Genomic DNA, 20,479 nt, shown 5'->3' with positions numbered 1-20,479 from the left:
GTACCCAAGTACGCTTCGCCTTCGCGATCCCGCGAATTCGAGGCACCACAGCCGCCCTCGCTGACTTTTCGGCGACCAGCGACGGCCAATGCAGTACAATGGCCCCTGCCGCTTCGGCGGCGAGGGACGCAGGGTCGGAAATCCTGCGTTTAATTCATCGAAAGGAAACGAAATGACCGCTCCTCGCCTGAAGGAACAGTACAAGACCGAGATCGTGCCCAAGCTCGAGCAGGAGCTCGGCATCAAGAACATCAACGAGGTCCCGCGCCTCGAGAAGATCGTCGTGAACATGGGCGTGGGCGCCGCAGCCTCCGACTCGAAGCTGCTCGACGCCGCCATGGCCGACCTGCGCACCATCACGGGCCAGCAGCCCTGCGTCACGCGCGCCAAGAAGTCCATCGCCGGCTTCCACCTGCGCGAGGGCCAGGCCATCGGCTGCAAGGTCACGCTGCGCGGCGACCGCATGTGGGAGTTCCTGGACCGCCTGCTGGCGACCGCCCTCCCGCGCGTCCGCGACTTCCGCGGCATCTCGCCGAAGAGCTTCGACGGCCGTGGCAACTACACGATGGGCATCACCGAGCAGCTGATCTTCCCGGAGATCGACTACGACAAGATCGACCGCACGCGCGGCATGGACATCACGGTCGTCACGACCGCGGACAACAACGAGGACGCCTTCGCGCTGCTCTCCGCGCTGGGCTTCCCCTTCAAGGACAAGTAGGTTGCTTGATCCCACGATGGTACTTGCACCCGCGCGCGAGCGCGGGTCGAGGATAGGAAAGAAGGAATTGCATGGCTAAGAAATCGATGATCGCCAAGGCGAAGCGCGAGCCGAAGTTCTCGACGCGCCAGCACAACCGCTGCACGCGTTGCGGACGCCCCCGCGCTTACTACCGCAAGTTCGGCCTGTGCCGCGTGTGCCTGCGCGAGCTGGCCAACAAAGGCGAACTGCCCGGCGTGACCAAGTCTTCGTGGTAAGCCGCCAGACTCAAGTCACGTTCAAGGGTGTGCCCGCGTAGAAGGCGGAGGCGTTACGGGCGCCGACGAACCGTGCGCGCGGCTCATCACGGACCAAAGGAGAACAGAACCATGACCATGACCGACCCCATCGCAGACATGCTTACGCGCGTGCGTAACGCAAACTCTGCCGGCAAGCAGACGGTTTCCATGCCGTCGAGCAAGAAGCTTGTCGAGATAGCCCGCATCATGCAGGAAGAGGGCTATATCCAGCGCTACGACGTCGTCGAGGGCGAGCCCCGCGCGACGCTGGAGATCGTGCTGAAGTACGGCGACAAGAAGGCCAAGACCATCCGCGGCATCAAGCGCATCTCGAAGCCCGGCCTGCGTATCTACGCGGGCAAGGACGAGCTGCCCCGGGTGCTCGGCGGACTCGGCACCGCAATCATCTCGACGAGCCTCGGCGTGATGACCGACCGCGACGCCCGCAAAAAGGGCGTTGGCGGCGAGGTCATCGCGTACGTGTGGTAGGAAAGGGAGGTAGGTAGATATGTCTCGTATCGGCAAACAGCCCATCACCGTTCCTGCCGGCGTCGACGTTACCATCGACGGCAACACCGTGACGGTCAAGGGCCCGAAGGGCGAGCTCACCCGCAGCTTCCCCGAGATCATGATCATCAAGCGCGAGGGCGACGACATCATCGTCGAGCGTCCGGACGACAGCCGCGACGCGAAGGCCTTCCACGGCCTCGTGCGCACGCTCATCGCGAACATGGTCGAGGGCACCGCGAACGGCTTCTCCAAGAAGCTCCAGCTCGTGGGCGTCGGCTACCGCGCCGCGCTCAAGGGCAAGGACCTGGAGATGCAGCTCGGCTTCTCTCATCCCGTGCTCGTGGAGGCGCCGGAGAACATCACGTTCGAGGTCCCGAGCCAAACCGAGATCATCGTGTCCGGCCCCAGCAAGGAGCAGGTCGGCCAGGTGGCGGCGAACATCCGCAAGTGGCGCAAGCCGGAGCCCTACAAGGGCAAGGGCATTCGCTACGAGGGCGAGCATGTGCGTCGCAAGCTGGGCAAGGCCGCCAAGGGCGACTAACGTTTGAGCCTCTACACGGTTTGAGATCGAAGGGATAATCATGAACAAGCTTCAGAAGAAACAAGCCGGGTTGGCTCGCCGCCATCGCCGCGTGCGCGGCAAGGTTTCCGGCACGGCGGCGCGTCCGCGCCTGTGCGTCACGCGCAGCAACAACAACATCTACGTCCAGCTCGTCGACGACGTCGCCAGCAAGACCATCTGCGGCGTGTCCACGCTCGGTGCCGAGTTCAAGGCCACGGGCAAGAAGGGCGGCACCGTCGAGGGCGCGGCTGCCCTCGGCGAGATCGTCGGCAAGAAGGCGCAGGAGAACGGCGTCACGGAGGTCGTGTTCGACCGTGGCGGTCATCTGTATCACGGGCGCGTGCAGGCTCTGGCCGATGCGGCTCGCGAAGCCGGCCTGAAATTCTAGAAGGGGTTAAAGCTTATGGCTCGTAACAAGCAGCAGAACGACGCCGGGGTTCCCGAGCTCCAGGAGCGCGTCGTCTACATCAACCGCGTGTCCAAGGTCGTCAAGGGCGGCCGCCGCTTCGCGCTCACCGCGCTCGTGGTCGTCGGCGACGGCAACGGCCGCGTCGGCGTGGGCATGGGCAAGTCCCAGGAAGTGCCCATCGCCATCAAGAAGGGCGTCGAGGACGCGAAGAAGAACATGTTCACCGTGCCGCTGACGCCCGAGAAGACGCTGCCGCATGAGATCATGGGCATCTACGGCGCCGGCCGCGTGCTCATCAAGCCGGCCACGCCCGGTACCGGCGTTATCGCCGGCGGCCCGGTGCGCGCCATCATGGAGCTCGCCGGCGTGACCGACGTGCTCACGAAGTCTCTCGGCACGAACAACGCCATGAACATCGTGAAGGCGGCCGCCGAGGGCCTCAAGAACATGGAGAGCCCCGAGCAGGTGGCTGCGCGCCGCGACACGTCCGTCGCGAAGATCTACGGCTGGAAGGAGAAGGAGTAATGGCAGACGCGAAGAAGACGCTGCGCATCACCCAGGTGAAGAGCTCCGTCGGCCGTAAAGCCGACCAGGGCCAGACGCTGCGTGCGCTCGGCCTCGGCAAGATCGGCCGCACGGTCGACCAGGTGGACAACGACTGCGTGCGCGGCATGATCTTCAAGGTCAAGCACCTCGTGCAGGTCGAAGAGCTGTAAACCAGCGAGGTTACACGCGCCGCCTTCGGGCGGCGCGTGTTATCATATTCGATTGTGAATCATCGCCGCCTCTGCGGCGTGATCGCGTTTCCGCCAAGGGGCGGGACGCCCAAGGAAGTTAGCTGGCGGCGAGCTGCCAGCGCGGGCCGCGGGCCCGTTTGCGACTGAGAAGGAGTCACAACCATGGAATTGAAGGATCTCAAGCCGGCCGAGGGCGCGACCAAGAACCGCAAGCGCGTGGGCCGCGGTCCTGCCTCCGGCACGGGCAAGACGTCCGGCCGCGGCATGAACGGCCAGAAGTCCCGCGCTGGCGGCGGCAAGGGCGTCGGCTTCGAGGGCGGCCAGACCCCGCTCGCGCGTCGTCTGCCGAAGCTCCCCGGCTTCAAGAACATCAACCATGTGGAGTACCTGCCCGTCAACGTGAGCCGTCTCGACGAAAAGTTCGAGGCCGGCGACGTGGTCGACGGCGAGAGCCTGAAGGCCAAGGGCATCATCAAGCATGCCGACGCACTGGTGAAGGTGCTCGGCGACGGCGACCTGACCAAGGCGCTCACGGTCAAGGTCGATAAGGTTTCTGCTTCGGCCAAGGCGAAGATCGAAGCAGCTGGAGGAAAGGTCGAAGAGCCTTGCTAAGCTCGATCATCGATGCGTTCAAGGTACCGGAGCTGCGTAAGAAGATCCTCTTCACGCTGGCTATCCTCGCACTGTACCGCTTCGGCGCGTACGTGCCGGTGCCGGGCATCCCGTTCAACGAGTTCGCGAATTCGTTCCAGGATTCGGGCGTGTCCATGACGATGCTCGACCTGTTCACGGGCGGCGCGCTGTCGAACTTCTCGGTGTTCTCGCTGGGCATCATGCCCTACATCACGGCCTCTATCATCATGCAGCTCATGCAGGGTGTCATCCCCGCCGTGGGCCGCTGGGCGAAGGAGGGCGATGCGGGGCGCAAGAAGATCACGCAGGTTACGCGCTACCTGACGCTGGGACTCGGCCTCATCAACGCGGTGGGCTACCTGTTCCTGTTCAAGTCGTCGGCGTACGGCGTGGTGTTCAGCACGGAGGTTCCCGAGCTGCTCACCGACATCATCGTCGTGTTCACGCTCGTGGCGGGCACCGCGTTCATCATGTGGATGGGCGAGCTCATCACGCAGCGCGGCATCGGCAACGGCATGTCGCTCATCATCTTCGTGAGCATCGTGTCGCGCGTGCCGAGCGCCATCTTCTCGTCGGTGAACCTGACGGCGGATTTGGGCATGGGCATTGCCATCACGGCACTCATCATCCTCGTGGTGCTGGCGTGCATCCCCGCGATCATCTTCGTGGAGCGCGCGCAGCGTCGCATCCCCGTGAACTACGCCAAGCGCGTGCAAGGGCGCAAGATGATGGGCGGCCAGTCCACGTACATCCCCCTGAAGGTGAACGCGGCGGGCGTCATCCCCATCATCTTCGCGAGCTGCCTGATCTACTTCCCCGCGCAGCTGGCGGCGCTCTTCAACATAGAGTGGCTCACGAACGTGGCCAACGCGATGTCGACGGGCTGGATCAACTGGATCCTCACGGTGCTCTTGATCGTGTTCTTCGCGTACTTCTACACCTCCATGGTGTTCAACCCCGAGGACACGGCCGACAACCTGCGCAAGCAGGGCGGCTTCATCCCCGGCGTGCGCCCGGGCACGGCCACCGTCACCTACATCAAGAACGTGCTGCACCGCGTGACGCTTCCCGGCGGCATCTTCATCGCCGCCATCGCGGTCGTGCCGTCCATCGTGTTCTTCTTCACCGGCAACACGCTCATCCAGGCGTTCGGCGGCACCTCGATCCTCATCATGATCGGCGTGGCCCTCGACACCATGAGCAAGGTGGAGAGCCAGCTGAAGATGCACAACTACGACGGGTTCTTCAAGTAGGGAAGCATCGAAAGAACGGCGAACTGCGCATCGGCGGCCCTCGGGCCGCCGATGCTGGTTTTCGGAGGCGGGGGGGGGGCTGTAAGGCGCTCGCCCGGGAGGATGCAGGGCGCTTCGCGCCTTCGGGTGCGCTGGCAAAGACGGTTCCTGCCGGCTGACACGAGGTTGGCGGAATCGCGATATCCTTCGGGATGGACAGCAGCAGGATGAGGCCCTCACTCGCTCGCTGCGGGTTGCAATTATGGATTGGCGAAGAGAAGGGCCCGAACAATCCGGGCCCTTCTGTCAGTTCCCGGCGGTACTGCTATTCCGGCTGGGCCGCGACGATGGGGATGGACGGTTTCGGTGGACGCGGAAGTTCGAGGCCGCAATTCTCGCATCGTGCCGCGCCTTCGGGGTTCTTGTGCCCGCAACGGAAGCACACAGTAGTGATGTTCAACTTCCGGGGCTTTCCCCGGCAGCGTCCGCAGCTTACGCAGGCGTATCCACATGACATGGCTTCATCTCCTTGTCGGGGGTTCTGCGGATGCGGACGCCTGCGCGAGGTGCCCGCCAGGGGATGGATGGGCCGTCATTGGCGAGCGATCGTAGCTTGCTTTTCGGCCGCATCGTCCCCATGTGCGTTGTCGTCCTGCTTGTGGAGTGCGCAGTATCCGCTTCCGCAGACCAATCCGATGGCCGTGAGGGCTAAGAACACGCCGATGACGGACAGCAGCGGCCAGGGGTTGCCGGCGAGAGCTGCCTGCGTCGTGGCGCAAACGGCCTGCCCGGCGCCCACCACCATGATGGTGAAGCCGGCGCCGCCCCACTCTGCGAGTTGATCCATGATGCCGAAGGGCGTCAGGATGCCTCCAAGGGCCAAACCGACGAGCAAGATGAGGGGAACGGGCGCTTTCGTGGCGTCCGCGACGATTTGAAACAGAAGGCAGAGCGTTCCGCCCACTAGGAAAGCCATGATGAATTCCATTGCGGTGCCTCCTATGCCACGAGGAACGCCAATGCGCCCACGATTGCGTCGACGAGGCCGCCGACACCGATGACGAGCAGAACGAGCTTTACAGACGCCGCCACGCCTTTACCTGGCTGTCCGGTTTCGGCAACGGCCCTTTCGTAGGCGCCTGCCACGCCGCCTGCGAACCCGTTGAACGGCAGGATCGAGCCGAAACCGCTCACAGCGCCTATCCTCTGCTGGATGCCGGGAAGGTACAGCACGAGGGCTACCGCGCCCATCCCCAGCAGCGTGAGAGGTCCGAGATAGGGAAAATCGGCTCCCAGGGCGCCGGCGAATATGTTCCAGATAATCTGTCCAATAACGGCATACAGGCCGCCGACGGCGAATGCGAGTGCCCATCCCTTCACTTTGTCCATCGCTTCCTCCTTCTAAGGGGCGCCGCCGTACATGCTGTCGTGTCCGCACGGCGGCGCGGCCGTCCCATGTTAGATGTTGAACAACACGAGTTTCTTCTTCGATGCGATCTTCTTGGCCAACTCATCGATAGGACCGACTTCCAGACACTGTGCCTGGCAGTGGTGCTGGCAGGTAGGCAGCTTGCCCTTCGCCTGCCGCTCGGCGCAGAAGTCGCACAGGTCGGTGGGCACCGGCACGTAGGACAGCTGCCAGCGGTCGGGGGCGTACTCGAAGGGGCCGATCTCGTTCAGCTTGATGCCGAACTGGCCGACGGGCAGGTGGTGCTCCATCTGACAGGCTGTCTCGCAGCTATGGCAGCCGGTGCACCATTCGTAGTCGATGAGCATGCCGTATTCCGTCATGATTATTCACCGTCCTTTGCGGGATAGATTTTGCAGAGCATGGACTTGTAGTTGGCGCCGAACCCGGATTTGCCGGGAACGTACGAATTCAGAAGCTTGTTGACGTTCAGATCGAGCATGCCGAACAGCCCGTCCTTCTCCTCGCCGGGAGCCTCGGGGAACCACCAGCCGTGATCGGACATAACCACGCGCTCGTCCATGATGTTCGTGCACTCCACGACGCGCTTGCAGCGACCGCGCTCGTTCTCCAGCCATACCCACTCGCCGTCGTGCACGCCGATGCGCTCCGCGGCCTTGGGGTTGATCTGCACGAGGGGCCAGGGGCGGCCGGCTCGCAGGTGCGGGACCTGCCGATGCTCGGAGTGGAACATGAACCAGTTGCGCGCGCCGGTGGTGAGCACGAACGGGTACTCGTCGTACAAGTCGGGTGTCGCGGCCGGGCTCTCGGTTGGCTCCTCGAAGTAGGGCACGGGGCTCAAGCCCGCATTGTGGTAGAACGTCGACCACAGCTCGATGCGTCCCGTCTGCGTGTTGAAGCCGGGTTGGCCGTCGGGGCGCAGCAGGCCCTTCTCGTGGCGGCCGTACTCGAAGGGGATGTAGGCGGGCGCCACCTGCTGCAGCTCCTCGAACGTATAGCCCGTGCAGGCGATGACGGAGCTGAACATCTCCTTGTCGTCCTTCCACGGCCACGCCTCGGGGTTGAAGCGCTTTCCCAGTTCCAGGTTGATCTGCATGTCCGATTTGCATGCGCCCACCTGGCACACCTTGTTGATGGTCTCGCCGCGCTGCGCGCCGTCGCCCACGCGGATGCCGTCGCGCTCGGCATAGGTGCAGGCTGGCAGGAACACGTCGGCCAACGCCATGGCCGTGGGCGTCATGAACATATCCACCACCACGATGAAGTCGAGCGTGCGCCAGGCCCTCATGGAGCGTTCGGGGTCGGGGGAGGTGCAGGTGAGGAAGTTCGTCGTTTGCAGCCAGGCGCCGTGCAGCTTGTAGGGCTCTTTGGTCTCGAGCGTTTTCATCACCTCGTCGGAGGACGCCACCTGGAAGCCGAACTTCAGCAGGGAGTACTTGTCCAGTCCGATGCGGTGCGCATCCATCTCGGGCGTGACCAGCTCGCCGCCGAACCCGCCGGAGTAGGCCAGGATCTCGGGCGGTACGATCATGCAGCCCGGTTTCTCGCAGAAGCCGCATACCTGCCACAGCGCCCCGATGGCCTGGGCCGCCGGTAGCGACTCCTTTGTGGTGTCCACGGCCAGGCCCCATTGCACGATGCCGTTCTCGGCACCCGCCCATGCGCGGGCCGCGCCGACGATCTTCTCGGCGGGCACCCAGGTGATCTCGGCCACCTTGCCAACGGGGTAGGCCGCCGCGGTCTGGGCCAGCTCGTCGAAGCCATAGCACCAGCGGTCCACGAAATCGTGGTCGTAGAGGTCCTCGGAGATGATGACGTTCAGCATGCCGAGGGCGAGGGCCGCGTCCGTTCCCGGCCGCACCTGCAGCCACCACTCGGCCTTCGAGGCGAGCCACGTCAAGCGCGGGTCCACCACGATCAGCTTCGAGCCGCGCTTCATAACGTCGACCATCCAATGACCGTAGAAGCCGTCCGAGTTCGCGACGAGCGGGTTGTTGCCCCATACCATGATGTACTCGGCGGGGACCCAGGCGGGATCGTCATAGCGGTCGGGGAACTGCTGGGAGAAGTCGCCCACCCAGAAGTTGCCCGTCGTGGCGGCGCAGCCGGCCACGCGCGGTAGGTAACAGGCCATGCCCGACATGTTGAACATATAGTTTGGGCTGCCGAACGACCAGGCCAGGCGCGTGATCCAGGCAGCTATGTCGCGCCCCGTGCCCTGCACGAACGGGATGGACCAGGCGCCGTAGTTCTCCTTGATCTCGGTGAACTTCTCGTACACGAGGTCGAGTGCCTCGTCCCAGGTGATGTCCACCCACTTGTCCTGACCGCGGTGCGCAGGATCGCGCCTCATGGGCGTGGTGACGCGGTCGGGGTTGTACACCACCTCGGTCAGCGCCAGGCAGCGGTTGCAGAGCCTGCCTTGGTTGTAGGGGTTCTCCGGGTCGCCCTCCACCTTGACGAGCTTCCCCTCGTCGTCGGTGTACAGCAGCACGCCGCAGCCGATATGGCAGCCGGGGCCCGACCAGGCGCTGCCGCGCGTGACGTGCAGGCCGTCCTCATCGTACTTGAACGGCTTCTCGTGCTCTACGAGATGGTACTTGTTCTCGCTCATGCTGTTCCTTCCGCTCGCTTCTTTCACTCGCCCTGTCCCGCTTTCGTCATTCGCGGGACAGGGCGATTCTAGGCTCGTCCGGAGTGCGCATCTTCGCTCGATTGGATTGAATGCGCGTTTCATACGTTTCCCCCTAGGTGTCGGTGTCGGTATGAGAAAATTCATACTCCGATGTAATGGCAGGTGGCAAAGCCTATGGGTGCTGCGTTGGCTCCGGGAGACACTTATTCTGCGGTCTTCGAGCGCCGTGCCCCATATAATGGGCGGGTACACTGGGCGCAGCGGCATGCCGAACGCTTCGGGCGGGCATGTCGGCGCCGAAAGGGGGCGTGTCATGTCGGAGAAAGCACAAGCGCGCGTGACCGAGGTCTCGTACGGCCAGTTCGCACCATTCGTCGTGGTGGGGTTTGGCCTTTGCTGGGCCGTCATGTACATCATCGCCTACAGCTTCGTGTTCACGCCGCTTGACGCGTTCTCGTCCTTGCAGCGCGATGTGGGCCGCATCGGTTACCTTGGGGGCATCGTCGTATTCGAGATGGCGCTCTATGCGCTGTTCGGACGCTTCTGCTCCACGCGATTCCGCATCCCGCTCGCCGTCGCCGCTTATATTGCGCTTGCGGCCATGGTGGTGGTGAGCGCCTTGGGCGAAGCGCTCGGCTTGGGCGGTTGGCCATGCGCGATCGCCATGCTGGCGGCGGGTATGTGGCAGGGTGCCTTCCATATCCTGTGGGCCGAGGCGTTCATGTATCTGGACCGCAAGAGTGTCCGGCGCTACCTGTACCTATCCATCGTCATTGGGGCGATGCTGTTCTTGCTCACTACGCTGGTGGCCTCTTCCGCCGGTATGTTCGTTACGCTGCTGCTGGCGTTCCTCTCGCTTGTTTGCTATGTGTTCACGCATCAATTCTGGCCGAGCCATGCGTTGGGCGATCGACCTGTGACAAAGGATGTCGCACGCTCGCTCAGAAAGAGCAACGTTGTCCTTGTCATCTACGGGGCCGTGTTCGGCGTGGGCATCTATGCTTGCATGGCGCCTGATCTGCCAGTGTACGTGAGTTACCCCCTGACGGGCTTAGCGCTTGCCGCAGGCGTGGGCGGCCTGCTGCTCTTCGAGGTGCACACGAAGCGCGCCATTGCGTTCGAGACGTTCATTACCGTGCTGCTACCTGCCGTGGCAGTTATCCTTATGGTGCTCACCGGTGCGTCGGGAACCATGAAATGGGTTATGTACCTGCTGCTGCTCATGTTGCTCACCGCGTTCGACGCGTCCACGTTCTGCTTCTTGTTCGATCTGACGGATCGGCTGCGCCTCACGCCCATCAAGAGCATCGCCCGAGGCAGGATATACATTCAGTGCGGCATGGTGGCGGCAGGTGCCGTCAACCTAGTCCTCGTGAACTTCCTCGACTTGTCGCGCGACTACGCTTTCGTCATGCCGTTTTTCTTGGCCGTGCTGCTGTTCGTCATGGTGGCGGCCAGCGGCAAGATCGATGTCATGCCCCACGATCCGGGTATGGCATCGGCGCGTGCAGAGAGGGAGGCAGGCGGCGTAGACGGCGGCGTCGCCAAGAGCAAGGCCATGGCCGAGGAGTTCGGCCTGTCGCGGCGAGAGACCGAGGTGCTTGTGCTGCTAATGCAGGGCTACGATACGAATGCCGTCGCTGAGAAGTTGTTTCTGTCGCCCCATACGGTGAAGTCCCACACGTACCATATCTACCAGAAGGCGGGGGTCAACTCGAGGCGGGAGCTGCTGGAGAAGCGCGACGGCGGGTAGCCTGGCTCGCTTCGCATCGCCCTAGTCGGCGTCTTCGCATGCCGAGGCATTTTCCACAAGGGTGAGCAACTCCTCGCGGGAGTTCGCGTCCAACTTGCGGTATATCCTGCAAGTGTGCGATTTCGCCGTCTCCCTGCCGTCCCCGTCCTCCGTCTTTCTTTTGAAATATGATCGGCGCGCTTCGCCGTTTGCTACAATACGGGGCATCGATGGTATGTCGAAAGGAAATCACTCATGAACATCGTGTTGTTGGGGGCGCCGGGTGCCGGGAAGGGCACGCAGGCGGCCAAGCTGGTTGAAGAGTTCGCCACGCCGCACATCTCGACGGGGGACATGCTGCGCGCGGCCGTCAAAGCCGGCACGCCGCTGGGCAAGAAGGCCAAGTCCTACATGGACGCCGGCGAGCTCGTGCCCGACGACGTCATCATCGGCCTGGTGACCGAGCGCCTGCAGGACGCGGACACCGAGAAGGGCTTCATCCTCGACGGCTTCCCGCGCACGTCCGCCCAGGCTGTCGCGCTTGACGCGGAGCTCTCCAAGCTGGGCCGCCCGCTGGACGCGGCGCTGCTCGTGGACGTGGACCCCGAGGTCATCGTCAAGCGCCTCACGTCGCGCCGCATGTGCCGCGACTGCAACTACATCGGCACCGCCGCCGACGAGACCTGCCCCAAGTGCGGTGGCGAGATGTACCAGCGCGACGACGACAACGAGGCCACGGTGCGCAACCGCCTCGACGTGTACGAGAAGTCCACGGCGCCGCTCATCGACTACTACCGCGGCTGCGACCTGCTCGTCTCCATCGACGGCGACCGTGACCCGAACGTGGTGTACGCCGACGTGAAGAAGGCGCTGGCCCTGTAGGCGCCGAACGCGGCGTTTTGCACGCAATCTTGAAGGCGGATAGGGCTTGAGCTGCCCTGTCCGCCTTTTTTCATCTATAATTCGTTACCAGTATGCCCACCGTCCGCCAGAACATATCCTACGCCTACACGGGCTTCATGCGCGCGCATCGGCCGGCGGTCAGGCACCTGGCGAAGAGCATCCTCGCCATCCTCGCCGTGGCGTTCCTGCTGGAGACGTTCCTGTTCAACCTGAACTACTTCACGTCTGCCGGCTACAACTCCATCAGCCTGAACGACAAGCTCAACCTGCAGGAGACGACCGACGAGCAGTACAAGCTCACGGCCGTGAACCACACGCTGGAGTTCTCGAACCTCAACACCGAGGTGCACAATATCTGGCTTAACTTCGACTACCGCCAGGCCGCCCAGGAGCTCACGGTGAAGATCCAGTTCACCGACGATGCTCACCACACGTACTTCGACTCCACGGAGTACACGGTGGGCGTGCCCGACGTGGCGGTGTCCACCCTGTCCGACCAGAGCGAGTACATCAACCTGAACACGGCGGGGCTCGTGGACAACCTGAGGATCGAGATCACGGGCGAGAACGTGAGCTATCCCATCAAGCTCTCGGACATCGTGCTGAACGCGCACCATCCGTTCGACTTCAACACGGGGCGCTTCCTGGCCACGGCCGGCATTCTGCTCTTGGCGTTCGCGTTCCGCCCGCGCTCGGCCATCTACCGCATCCACATCGTGGACGAGCCGCGCAAGTCGAAGGCGGCCATCATCGCCACGGTGGTCATCGAGGTGTACCTCATGTCCGCGTTCCTGTTCATGGGCTCGAACCTTGTGGGCGTCGCCACGCAGGGCTACAACAGCGGCTCGTGGGACGGGCACAGCATCGTGAATACCTTCGAGGTGGGCGGCGACAACGCCCAGCAGTATGCCGAGCTTGCCAAGGCCATGGCGCACGGCCAGCTCTACCTCGAGGAGGAGCCGCCCCAGTGGCTGCAGGACATGGCCGACCCCTACGACAAGGGCGCGCGCGACGAGGCGCAGAAGGAGACGGGGGAGCCGTACCTGTTCGACGTGGCCTACCATGACGGGCACTACTACGTCTACTTCGGCGTGGTGCCGGTCGTGTTGTTCTACCTGCCGTTCTACTTGCTCACCGGCGCTAACTTCCCCACGGCTATCGGCGTGCTCATTGCGTGCGTCGCCTTCGTGCTGGGCTGCTCGGCGTTGCTCGACCGCTTCGCGCGCTATCACTTCAAGCGGGTGAGCCTGGGCCTGTACCTGCTGCTGCAGATACCGCTCGTCACCTGCTGCGGCATCCTGTACCTGCTGAAGTTCCCCACGTTCTACTCGCTGCCCATCATGCTGGGGCTGGCGTTCTCCGTGTGGGGGCTGTATTTCTGGATGCGCGGCCGCGCGTCGGCAGCGCGTTCCACCGGGCCGGAGAAGTGGTACCTGGCAGGGTCGCTGTGCATGGCGCTCGTGGTGGGCTGCCGCCCGCAGCTCGTGGTGCTGTCGCTGCTGGCCTTCCCGCTGTTCTGGCGCCCCTACATCACGGAGCGCCGGCTGTTCACGCCGCGCGGCGGACGCGAGTTCGCCTGCCTCGTGGCTCCCTATGCGGTGGTGGCGGCCGGCCTCATGGGCTACAACTACGCCCGCTTCGGCTCGCTCACGGATTTCGGGGCGAACTACAACCTCACGGTGAACGACATGACGAAGCGCGGTTGGAACCTGGGCCGCCTCGCGCCGGCGCTGTTCGCGTACTTTCTGCAGCCTCCGTGCGTGACGGGCGTGTTCCCGTACGTGCAGCCGGCTCCGTTCGACACCACCTACATGGGGCAGACCATCAAGGAGGTCACGTTCGGCGGCATCCTGGCGTGCCTGCCGGTGCTGTGGGTGCTGCCGTTCGCGAAGCGCATCCTCGCGCTGCGCATGCGCCAGCGCTCCACGCGCACCATCATGGGCGTCATCGTGGTGCTGCTGGCGTCGGGCGTCATCGTGGCGCTCTTGGACGCGCAGATGGCCGGCATCCTGCAGCGCTACTTCGCCGACTTCAGCTTCATGTTCCTAGCGGCCGTCGTGCTGCTGGCGTTCATCGTGAACGAGAACCTGTCGCCTGGGACGATGGCGCAGAACCTGCTCATGAAGGTGCTGCTGGTGCTGGTGGCCGTTTCGGTGGTCTACAGCGTGCTCGTATGCTTCGTGCCCGAAACGGGCTGGTATTCCGATGTGTACTCGTGGGCGTACCAGGACGTTATCGAGACGGCTCAGTTCTGGACCTAGGCACCAACCCCTCCGGCTCCGACCGGGGCCGAGGGAGGCGCCGCGCCGCCGTTGCGGCATGCGCGGCATAGAAAGCAATAAACGCAAGGGAAGAGAGGGTTCCATGGAATTCATCATCGCCGAGAGCACCGAGGACATGAGCCGCCAGGCGGCCGACCGCATCGCCTCGTACGTCGACGCCGACCCGTCCTGCGTGCTGGGGCTGGCCACGGGCACGACGCCCATCGGCCTGTACGCGTGCCTCGTGGAGGACTGCGCGGCCGGCAAGATCAGCTTCGCCGACGTGACCACGTTCAACCTGGACGAGTACCGCGGCCTCAACCCCGAGCACGACCAGAGCTACCGCTACTTCATGAAGAAGCACCTGTTCGACCATGTGGACATCGACCAGGCTCGTACGCACGTGCCGGAAGGGTTCAATCCGGACGCCGATGCCGTGTTGTGCGCAGCCTACGAGGAGGCCATCGAAGAGGCGGGCGGCATCGACCTGCAGCTGCTGGGCCTCGGGCCGAACGGCCACATCGGCTTCAACGAGCCGGAGGACACGTTCCCCAAGGCCACCCACTGCGTCGACCTCACCGAGAGCACCATCCAGGCCAACAGCCGCCTGTTCGACAGCATCGACGACGTGCCGCGTCAGGCCTACACCATGGGCATCGGCACCATCATGGCCGCGCGCAGCGTCCTTGTGGTGGTGGAAGGCTCCCACAAGGCCGAGATCGTGAAGAAGGCGTTCTTCGGCCCGGTCACTCCGCAGGTGCCGGCCTCCATCCTGCAGTTCCATCCCAACGCCACCGTCATCGTGGACCCCGCCGCCGGCGAGCTCTGCCGCGATTTGGCGTAAAGCGCGCAAAGAAGCCGCTGTGCCGGGGGAGGATCGGCGCAGCGGCTGTCGCAGCGAGAGGGGGCCGCATCGTGCGGCTCCCTCTCGCTGCGAGCGAATCAAAGGTGCGCTTCGAAAATATCGCCCCTTGGATGCACGGAAATCGCCGCTCTGAAGCTCACGGAGCCGGCATGGACGAGCATCGTATTCCACGAACTGGGCAAACCGTATCGGATGGCGATGCCGGACGGCGCAAAAGGGCCTTGCAGGCTCCTCCAGAGCTTCAGAGCGGCGATTTCCGTGCAATTCGAACCTCGAATTTGCGAAGAAGGGGCGAATCGGAGGCAACCTTCTCGGAGCAGAGGACGAAAAATGGCCGATGGGGCAGTATAATGTCCCTGCTAAAATCACCTGCTTGAGGCAGTTCGGAAGGAGAATGCCCTATGCGCATCATCAACGGAAGCGTGTTCGTTGGCGAGGGGTTTGTCGAGCGCGACGTGTTCGTGGCGGAAGGCCGCTTCGTGGGGGAGGCCGCGCGAGCGGAAGGCGGCCAGACCGTCGACGCGGCCGGCTGCTACGTGATCCCCGGTTTGGTGGACCTGCATTTCCACGGTAGCGCCGGCGCCGACATCAGCGACGGCGACCTGGCGGGCCTGCACAGGATGGGCGCCTACGAGGCCTCGCGCGGCGTCACGGCCATGTGCCCGGCCACGATGACGCTGCCCGAGGACGTGCTCATGCGCGCCGCGCAGGCTGCGGCGGCCTACGAGCCGGCTGCGGACGAGGCGGCGCTCGTGGGCATCAACATGGAGGGCCCCTTCATCTCGCCGAGCAAGGTGGGCGCGCAGAACCCCGACTACGTGCGCAACCCCTCGGCCGAGGAGTTCCGCCGCCTGCAGGAGGCGGCCGGCGGCCTGTTCAAGCTCGTGGACATCGCGCCCGAGGAGCCGGGTGCCGAGGAGTTCATCCGCGAGATGGCGAACGAGGTACGCATTTCGCTCGCGCATACCTGCACGGACTACGACACGGCCGCCCGCGCGTTCGAGCTGGGCGCGCGCCAGCTCACGCACCTGTACAACGCCATGGACCCCATGCACCACCGCAAGCCCGGCCCCATCCCGGCCGCCGTCGAGCACGGCGAGGTGACGGCCGAGATCATCGCCGACGGCGTGCACATCCATCCCGCCATGGTGCGCCTGGCCTTCCAGCTGTTCGGCGACAACCGCATGATCCTCATCAGCGACACGCTGCGCGCGGCCGGCCTCGAGGACGGCACCTACGACCTGGGCGGCCAGGACGTCACGGTGCGCGGCCCCGTGGCCACCATCGACAACGGCGCGCTCGCCGGCTCGGTGAGCGACCTCATGCGCTGCCTGACCGTTGCCGTGCGCGACATGGGCATCCCGCTGGCGAGCGCCGTGAAGGCGGCGAGCGCGAACCCGGCGCGCGCCCTCGGCCTGGACGCCGAGCGCGGCGCCATCGAGGCGGGCAAGGTGGCCGACGCCGTGCTGCTGGACAAGGAGACGCTCGACGTGCGCGCCGTCGTCCTGCGCGGCGAGCTGCTGGCGTAGCGCACCATCGGATGCCGCTAGAAGCGCCCCGCTGCGAGCGATCGCGGAGGGCGCTTTGCCTAAGTGGGGGATTGCCCCGATGCCTGCATGCGGGGCGGGCATCGGGGCAGCGGCCGCCTGAAGCGTTACGAAGGCTGGCATTGCTGACGCCGAAACGGGCCCTCAGTGTCAAAAACAAGTCGGTTTGGCAATCCATGGTTATTCGCTCGGATTATCATCACAGAACGCTACCTGGGAAAACACCGTCCCGGACTGCTGTTCTATCGCAGAATCTGTCTCATGCGGCGCGCTACGATTGCCAAACCGCCCCGTTTTTGGCAGCAACCGGCTCTTTCGGCGTCAAGGCCCTTGAACGAGATCGGAAGAGGCCGGAAAAAAGCCCGCGCCATGCGGCGCGGGCCTCGTCTAAACGATGAAGGGGGAATGCCCCTTGCGCCGTTTTACGCCTCCGGCAGCGAGGCGGCGGCCACGGACTGGCCCACGCGGCGCATCATCTCGTCGGGCAGCGTCACGTTGATCTGCGCGTCGAGCTCGGGGTATTCCTCGGCCAACACGCGGTTGCACTCGCTGATCACGAGGTCGCCGCCCACGCCGGAGGCCACGCGGCCCAGCACCAGGAGCGTCTTGATCTCGTAGAACGAGCTGTACAGCACGAGCGTGTGCGCCAGGTACACGCCGATGGAGCGGAAGATGTCGAGCGCGCCCTCGTGGCCCTCGTTGGCCAGGCCCTGCACCACCTTGAGCTTCTCGGCGGGGGAGAGCTCCGGGTCCAGCTCGATACCTGCGGCCGGCGCCAGCTTGATGACGGCGTCCTGGCTGAAGTACTTGCAGCCTACGCCGAAGTCGCCGGACCACTCGTCCTGCATGGCCTCGGGCGACAGGTCCACCGGCGCGAACGCCAGCTCGTTGATCCAACCGAGCACGTTGCCCTCGTCGTTCACGTAGCCCACGGCCTCGCTCGTGCCCATGGCGATGCCGAGGATGTCGCCCTTGCCCGTGCTCATGAAGCCCGCGAGCGCGGTCACGTCGCCGTCGTTGGCCACCACCAGCGGCACGTCGCCGATCTCCAAGCCGGCGCGGTCGTAGATGCTCTTCACCTCTTCGCGGCGATCGCGCGGCACCTTGATGAACAGGGAGGCCACCATGGGGCTGTTGCCCACGAACGTGCCGGCCGACGACACGCCGATGGCGTCCACGCGCGGCATCTTGGAGGCGGCGGTCTTGAACGCGGTCACGATCTCGTTGAAGTGGTACTCCGGATCCTCGGTGACCTTCGGGAACCAAACGACCTCCTCGGAGTACACCGACTCGCCGTCGATGACGGCCGACACCTTGCGGTCCGACCCGCCGGCGTCGAAGCCGATGCGGCAGCCCTTCAGGTGGCCGCCGATCTTCTTGGCGGCCTCGTTGGCGGCGGGGAAGTCGGCCTCCGTGCACGCCACGACCTCGAGCGGCTTCTCGTACACGTCGCCCACGAAGCCGTAGTCGAACGAACGTGCGCCCTCCGGCGAGTACGCCTCGGCCAGCTTCGCCGCGATGTCATCGCAGCCGCGCAGGTACACCCGGAAGCCGCCGATGCTCCACAGCTCGAACTTCACCAGGCGCTCCACGTAGCGGAAGTCGGCCTCGGCGAACTCGCCGCCGCGGATGAAGCTCTCGCGCACCGAGATCAAGCCGTCCTCGCGCTCAACGGCCACGGCGATGGGCTGGGTGGCGCCCTCGAGGTACGCCTTCATCCACACGCCGAAGGGGATGAAGCCCTCGTCCAGGACGGGCATGTTCTTGACGTCGTAATCGATACCCAGGTAGTTCATGTCGTCAGTCTCCTATCAGCTCGGTCAGCACTCGTTCGGTCATGGACAGGGCGCGGGGCACGTGGAAGGGGCCCTTGAACGTGGAGCCCTTCGTGGGGGGCATGGTGGGCAGACCGTCGCGGCGCAGGTAGCCGTACCATTCGCCGAACTCGGGGTCGGCGAAGTGCTCCTTGCAGTAGTCCACCGTGCGCAGCAGCCAATCCAGGTAGTACTCGTCACCGGTGTCGCGGTACGCCTTCGACGCGGCGATCATGATCTCGTTGTGGGGCCACCACAGCTTCATGTCGTGCTCGTAGGCTTCCGTCGGCTTGCCCAGCGCGTCGATGAAGTACAGCAGGCCGTCGTACTCGTCGTCCCATCCGGCCTCGATGGCCAGACGGAAGATCTGCTCGGCCGTGCGGTGCAGCTCCTTGTCGCCGCGGTAGTTGGCCTCGTCCATCATGAACCAGCTGCACTCTATGTCGTGGCCCGGGTTCACCACGCGTCCGGCCGTGTACTCGAGCTCCGGCTCTCCCTGCGCGTTCACGCTCTCCAGCGTGCATCCCAGCTCCGGTCGGTAGTGCCAGTTCACGATGCGGTCGGTGCACTCGCGCGCGTGCCGGTCGTACTCCTCCGCGTTCGCCGGGTCCACGCGTCGCATGATGCCGATGATGTTCAGGAAGATCATCGGGTCGCCCAGCGCGTAGCCCGAGCGCGTTTCCGCGATGGTCTTGGGCCCGAGCCCTGTCGGGTCCTCGATCAGGCCGTTGTTCAGGTTGTGGATCATCTCGTACGCCCGGCGCGCGCGCTCCAGATGCTCAACCTCGCCCGTGAGCCCGTAGTACTCGGCGTTCGCGATGGCGTAGAAGCCCTCCGAGAAGCAGTAGCGCCTCTGGCGCAGGGGCTTGCCCTCGGCCGTCACCGTGAAGTACAGGCGGCCGCCCGCCTCGCGGTTGATGCAGTGCTCCTCCAGGAAGTCCAGGCAGCTCTTCGCGGCCTCCATCCATTCGGGGCGCTCGCCGTACAGGCGGCACAGGTGCGCGAACGTCCAGGCGCAGCGCCCCTGCATCCACACGCTCTTGTCGGTGGAGTACACCTCGCCCGTGCGGTCGAGGCAGGTGTACACGCCGCCGTTCTCGCGGTCCATGCCGTGCGCGAGCCAGAAGTCCACGCAGGCGTCCAGCTCGGAGCGGCACCAGTCGCGCGTGGCGGTTAGCTTCTGAAGGGTGTCGTCAGTCACAGGCCCCTCCTTACTTCGAACAGCCGAAGACGGGGCAGGCGCTCCAGGTGGACTCGCGCGTGGGTGCGTCGGCGTCCATGAGGCCGGCCTGCTTGAGCACGGTCACGATGTGCTCCACGTCCTCGCCCTCGAGCGCGCACACGGGCTCGCGCATCTGGTTCGTATTGAACACGCCCATCTGCCACAGCGCCGTCTTGAACGCGCCCACGCCGGCGCCGAAGCCCACGGTGGCCTTCACCTCGCGCGTCACGAACATAAGGCGGGCCAGATGATTCTGGATGTCGCGCACGCGCTCCCAGTCGCCGGCCTGCGCCGCGCGCCACTGCTCCACGTAGCTCGCCGGGTCGAGGTTCGCGAGTCCCGGCACGGCGCCGTCCGCACCTGCGAGGTATGCGCCGTCCACGCATACCTCGTGGCCGGTGAGCAGCTGCAGCGGGTGCCCCGCATCCTCGTTCTCCAGCAGCAGCCAGCGGAACGACACGTCGTCCCCCGAGGAGTCCTTCACGCCCTGCAGCACGCCGTCCTTGCCCAGGCGCACGAGCATCGTGGGGTCGAGCTTCGTGTGCACGCACACGGGCAGGTCGTAGGCGAACAGTGGCAGGTCGGTGTGTTCGCGGATGGCGCGGAAGTGACGTTCCACCTCTTTCGGGCCGCCGAGGGCGTAGAAGGGGGCGGTGGCCACGAGTGCGTCCACGCCGTAGCCGGACGCGCGCTTGGCCTGGTCGACCACGCGCAACGTCTCCATGTCGATGATGCCTGCCAGCACCGGCACGCGGCCATGTACCATGGCCACGGCCTCCTGCAGCACGTGATAGCGCTGCGCATCGGTGAGGAAGGCCACCTCGCCCGAGGAGCCGAGGAAGAACAGGCCGTCCACGCCGGCATCGATCATGCGGTTGATGGAGCGCTCGAGTGCCTCGAGGTCGAGTTGGCGCTTCTCGGTCAGCGGTATGACGACCGGTGGGATCACGCCGCGAAACGGTGAGTCAGTCATGGGAGCTAATCCTCTT

General features: G+C 64.7%; 21 protein-coding genes. 14 read left to right on the top strand and 7 right to left on the bottom strand.

What is annotated here, in order from left to right; genetic code table 11:
* Positions 1-172: 172 nt before the first annotated feature.
* The 9 genes from rplE to secY all read left to right on the top strand — a co-directional run bounded on the left by rplE (position 173) and on the right by secY (position 5,103).
* Entirely contained in the window at positions 173-721 is a 549-nt protein-coding gene (gene rplE / locus BN3560_RS02915) for a 50S ribosomal protein L5 (protein WP_015539826.1), read from the top strand.
* A 71-nt stretch (positions 722-792) separates the two neighbouring features.
* Positions 793-978: a type Z 30S ribosomal protein S14 gene (locus BN3560_RS02910; RefSeq protein WP_041239446.1), complete on the top strand. Its 186-nt coding sequence runs from the start codon at positions 793-795 to the stop codon at positions 976-978.
* Positions 979-1,089: 111 nt separating this feature from the next.
* On the top strand, positions 1,090-1,488 hold the full coding sequence (rpsH, locus tag BN3560_RS02905) for a 30S ribosomal protein S8 (RefSeq protein ID WP_015539824.1): 399 nt from the start codon (positions 1,090-1,092) through the stop codon (positions 1,486-1,488).
* A gap of 19 nt (positions 1,489-1,507) precedes the next feature.
* Positions 1,508-2,050 carry a 50S ribosomal protein L6 gene (rplF, locus tag BN3560_RS02900; RefSeq protein WP_087192274.1) on the top strand — a complete coding sequence of 181 codons (543 nt, stop codon included), beginning with the start codon at positions 1,508-1,510 and terminating at the stop codon, positions 2,048-2,050.
* Positions 2,051-2,090: 40 nt separating this feature from the next.
* The gene (rplR, locus tag BN3560_RS02895; RefSeq protein ID WP_015539822.1) at positions 2,091-2,459 is read left to right on the top strand and encodes a 50S ribosomal protein L18; all 369 of its coding nucleotides are present in this window, start codon (positions 2,091-2,093) and stop codon (positions 2,457-2,459) included.
* A 15-nt stretch (positions 2,460-2,474) separates the two neighbouring features.
* Positions 2,475-3,005: a 30S ribosomal protein S5 gene (gene rpsE / locus BN3560_RS02890; protein ID WP_015539821.1), complete on the top strand. Its 531-nt coding sequence runs from the start codon at positions 2,475-2,477 to the stop codon at positions 3,003-3,005.
* The gene (gene rpmD / locus BN3560_RS02885) at positions 3,005-3,196 is read left to right on the top strand and encodes a 50S ribosomal protein L30 (RefSeq protein WP_015539820.1); all 192 of its coding nucleotides are present in this window, start codon (positions 3,005-3,007) and stop codon (positions 3,194-3,196) included. Before rpsE ends, rpmD begins: the two co-directional genes overlap by 1 nt.
* Positions 3,197-3,379: 183 nt before the next feature.
* Positions 3,380-3,829: a 50S ribosomal protein L15 gene (gene rplO / locus BN3560_RS02880; protein WP_087192275.1), complete on the top strand. Its 450-nt coding sequence runs from the start codon at positions 3,380-3,382 to the stop codon at positions 3,827-3,829.
* Positions 3,823-5,103 (top strand): preprotein translocase subunit SecY, encoded by a 1,281-nt coding sequence (gene secY, locus BN3560_RS02875; RefSeq protein ID WP_087192276.1) that lies wholly within the window; start codon positions 3,823-3,825, stop codon positions 5,101-5,103. Before rplO ends, secY begins: the two co-directional genes overlap by 7 nt.
* A gap of 571 nt (positions 5,104-5,674) precedes the next feature.
* Here the strand turns inward: secY and BN3560_RS02870 are convergent.
* The 4 genes from BN3560_RS02870 to BN3560_RS02855 form a co-directional block, all read right to left on the bottom strand.
* Positions 5,675-6,070, bottom strand: a complete 396-nt coding sequence (locus tag BN3560_RS02870; protein ID WP_096226961.1) for a SpoVA/SpoVAEb family sporulation membrane protein — start codon at positions 6,068-6,070, stop codon at positions 5,675-5,677.
* An 11-nt stretch (positions 6,071-6,081) separates the two neighbouring features.
* On the bottom strand, positions 6,082-6,471 hold the full coding sequence (locus tag BN3560_RS02865) for a SpoVA/SpoVAEb family sporulation membrane protein (RefSeq protein WP_096226960.1): 390 nt from the start codon (positions 6,469-6,471) through the stop codon (positions 6,082-6,084).
* A gap of 69 nt (positions 6,472-6,540) precedes the next feature.
* On the bottom strand, positions 6,541-6,873 hold the full coding sequence (locus BN3560_RS02860) for a 4Fe-4S binding protein (RefSeq protein ID WP_096226959.1): 333 nt from the start codon (positions 6,871-6,873) through the stop codon (positions 6,541-6,543).
* 2 nt (positions 6,874-6,875) lie between these two features.
* Positions 6,876-9,125: a molybdopterin-dependent oxidoreductase gene (locus BN3560_RS02855; RefSeq protein WP_096226958.1), complete on the bottom strand. Its 2,250-nt coding sequence runs from the start codon at positions 9,123-9,125 to the stop codon at positions 6,876-6,878.
* Positions 9,126-9,459: 334 nt separating this feature from the next.
* On the opposite strand from BN3560_RS02855, the gene BN3560_RS02850 reads away from it, so the two are divergent.
* The 5 genes from BN3560_RS02850 to nagA all read left to right on the top strand — a co-directional run bounded on the left by BN3560_RS02850 (position 9,460) and on the right by nagA (position 16,436).
* Positions 9,460-10,899, top strand: a complete 1,440-nt coding sequence (locus BN3560_RS02850; protein WP_157780532.1) for a helix-turn-helix transcriptional regulator — start codon at positions 9,460-9,462, stop codon at positions 10,897-10,899.
* A 234-nt stretch (positions 10,900-11,133) separates the two neighbouring features.
* Positions 11,134-11,760, top strand: a complete 627-nt coding sequence (locus BN3560_RS02845) for an adenylate kinase (protein ID WP_087191873.1) — start codon at positions 11,134-11,136, stop codon at positions 11,758-11,760.
* A gap of 92 nt (positions 11,761-11,852) precedes the next feature.
* Positions 11,853-14,042, top strand: a complete 2,190-nt coding sequence (locus BN3560_RS02840; RefSeq protein ID WP_087191872.1) for a cytochrome C oxidase Cbb3 — start codon at positions 11,853-11,855, stop codon at positions 14,040-14,042.
* Between the two features lie 103 nt (positions 14,043-14,145).
* A complete protein-coding gene (gene nagB / locus BN3560_RS02835) occupies positions 14,146-14,886 on the top strand; it encodes a glucosamine-6-phosphate deaminase (RefSeq protein WP_096226956.1) in 741 nt (246 codons plus the stop codon).
* Between the two features lie 422 nt (positions 14,887-15,308).
* Positions 15,309-16,436 carry an N-acetylglucosamine-6-phosphate deacetylase gene (nagA, locus tag BN3560_RS02830; protein WP_096226955.1) on the top strand — a complete coding sequence of 376 codons (1,128 nt, stop codon included), beginning with the start codon at positions 15,309-15,311 and terminating at the stop codon, positions 16,434-16,436.
* A gap of 440 nt (positions 16,437-16,876) precedes the next feature.
* On the opposite strand, the gene BN3560_RS02825 is transcribed toward nagA, so the two are convergent.
* The 3 genes from BN3560_RS02825 to BN3560_RS02815 are packed head-to-tail and all read right to left on the bottom strand — an operon-like array spanning position 16,877 to position 20,463.
* Positions 16,877-18,250: an ROK family protein gene (locus tag BN3560_RS02825; protein ID WP_087191869.1), complete on the bottom strand. Its 1,374-nt coding sequence runs from the start codon at positions 18,248-18,250 to the stop codon at positions 16,877-16,879.
* Positions 18,251-18,254: 4 nt separating this feature from the next.
* Complete coding sequence (locus BN3560_RS02820) at positions 18,255-19,469, bottom strand: AGE family epimerase/isomerase (protein ID WP_096226954.1); 1,215 nt, start codon at positions 19,467-19,469, stop codon at positions 18,255-18,257.
* 10 nt (positions 19,470-19,479) lie between these two features.
* The gene (locus BN3560_RS02815; protein ID WP_087191867.1) at positions 19,480-20,463 is read right to left on the bottom strand and encodes a dihydrodipicolinate synthase family protein; all 984 of its coding nucleotides are present in this window, start codon (positions 20,461-20,463) and stop codon (positions 19,480-19,482) included.
* Between the last annotated feature and the right edge of the window lie 16 nt (positions 20,464-20,479).

This window comes from Gordonibacter urolithinfaciens (genome assembly GCF_900199375.1).
Lineage (GTDB): Bacteria > Actinomycetota > Coriobacteriia > Coriobacteriales > Eggerthellaceae > Gordonibacter > Gordonibacter urolithinfaciens.
The sequence above is the reverse complement of the archived record's forward strand: the minus strand, read 5'-3'. Positions and strand labels throughout refer to the sequence as shown.

Coding starts and splice junctions, on each gene's coding strand:
- BN3560_RS02855 (WP_096226958.1), bottom strand. CDS start 9,125: ATGAGCGAGAACAAGTACCATCTCGTAGAGCACGAGAAGCCGTTCAAG.
- rplF (WP_087192274.1), top strand. CDS start 1,508: ATGTCTCGTATCGGCAAACAGCCCATCACCGTTCCTGCCGGCGTCGAC.
- BN3560_RS02860 (WP_096226959.1), bottom strand. CDS start 6,873: ATGACGGAATACGGCATGCTCATCGACTACGAATGGTGCACCGGCTGC.
- BN3560_RS02865 (WP_096226960.1), bottom strand. CDS start 6,471: ATGGACAAAGTGAAGGGATGGGCACTCGCATTCGCCGTCGGCGGCCTG.
- rpmD (WP_015539820.1), top strand. CDS start 3,005: ATGGCAGACGCGAAGAAGACGCTGCGCATCACCCAGGTGAAGAGCTCC.
- BN3560_RS02845 (WP_087191873.1), top strand. CDS start 11,134: ATGAACATCGTGTTGTTGGGGGCGCCGGGTGCCGGGAAGGGCACGCAG.
- nagA (WP_096226955.1), top strand. CDS start 15,309: ATGCGCATCATCAACGGAAGCGTGTTCGTTGGCGAGGGGTTTGTCGAG.
- rplR (WP_015539822.1), top strand. CDS start 2,091: ATGAACAAGCTTCAGAAGAAACAAGCCGGGTTGGCTCGCCGCCATCGC.
- nagB (WP_096226956.1), top strand. CDS start 14,146: ATGGAATTCATCATCGCCGAGAGCACCGAGGACATGAGCCGCCAGGCG.
- BN3560_RS02910 (WP_041239446.1), top strand. CDS start 793: ATGGCTAAGAAATCGATGATCGCCAAGGCGAAGCGCGAGCCGAAGTTC.
- BN3560_RS02840 (WP_087191872.1), top strand. CDS start 11,853: ATGCCCACCGTCCGCCAGAACATATCCTACGCCTACACGGGCTTCATG.
- BN3560_RS02815 (WP_087191867.1), bottom strand. CDS start 20,463: ATGACTGACTCACCGTTTCGCGGCGTGATCCCACCGGTCGTCATACCG.
- BN3560_RS02850 (WP_157780532.1), top strand. CDS start 9,460: ATGTCGGAGAAAGCACAAGCGCGCGTGACCGAGGTCTCGTACGGCCAG.
- rplO (WP_087192275.1), top strand. CDS start 3,380: ATGGAATTGAAGGATCTCAAGCCGGCCGAGGGCGCGACCAAGAACCGC.
- BN3560_RS02870 (WP_096226961.1), bottom strand. CDS start 6,070: ATGGAATTCATCATGGCTTTCCTAGTGGGCGGAACGCTCTGCCTTCTG.
- rpsH (WP_015539824.1), top strand. CDS start 1,090: ATGACCATGACCGACCCCATCGCAGACATGCTTACGCGCGTGCGTAAC.
- BN3560_RS02825 (WP_087191869.1), bottom strand. CDS start 18,250: ATGAACTACCTGGGTATCGATTACGACGTCAAGAACATGCCCGTCCTG.
- rpsE (WP_015539821.1), top strand. CDS start 2,475: ATGGCTCGTAACAAGCAGCAGAACGACGCCGGGGTTCCCGAGCTCCAG.
- rplE (WP_015539826.1), top strand. CDS start 173: ATGACCGCTCCTCGCCTGAAGGAACAGTACAAGACCGAGATCGTGCCC.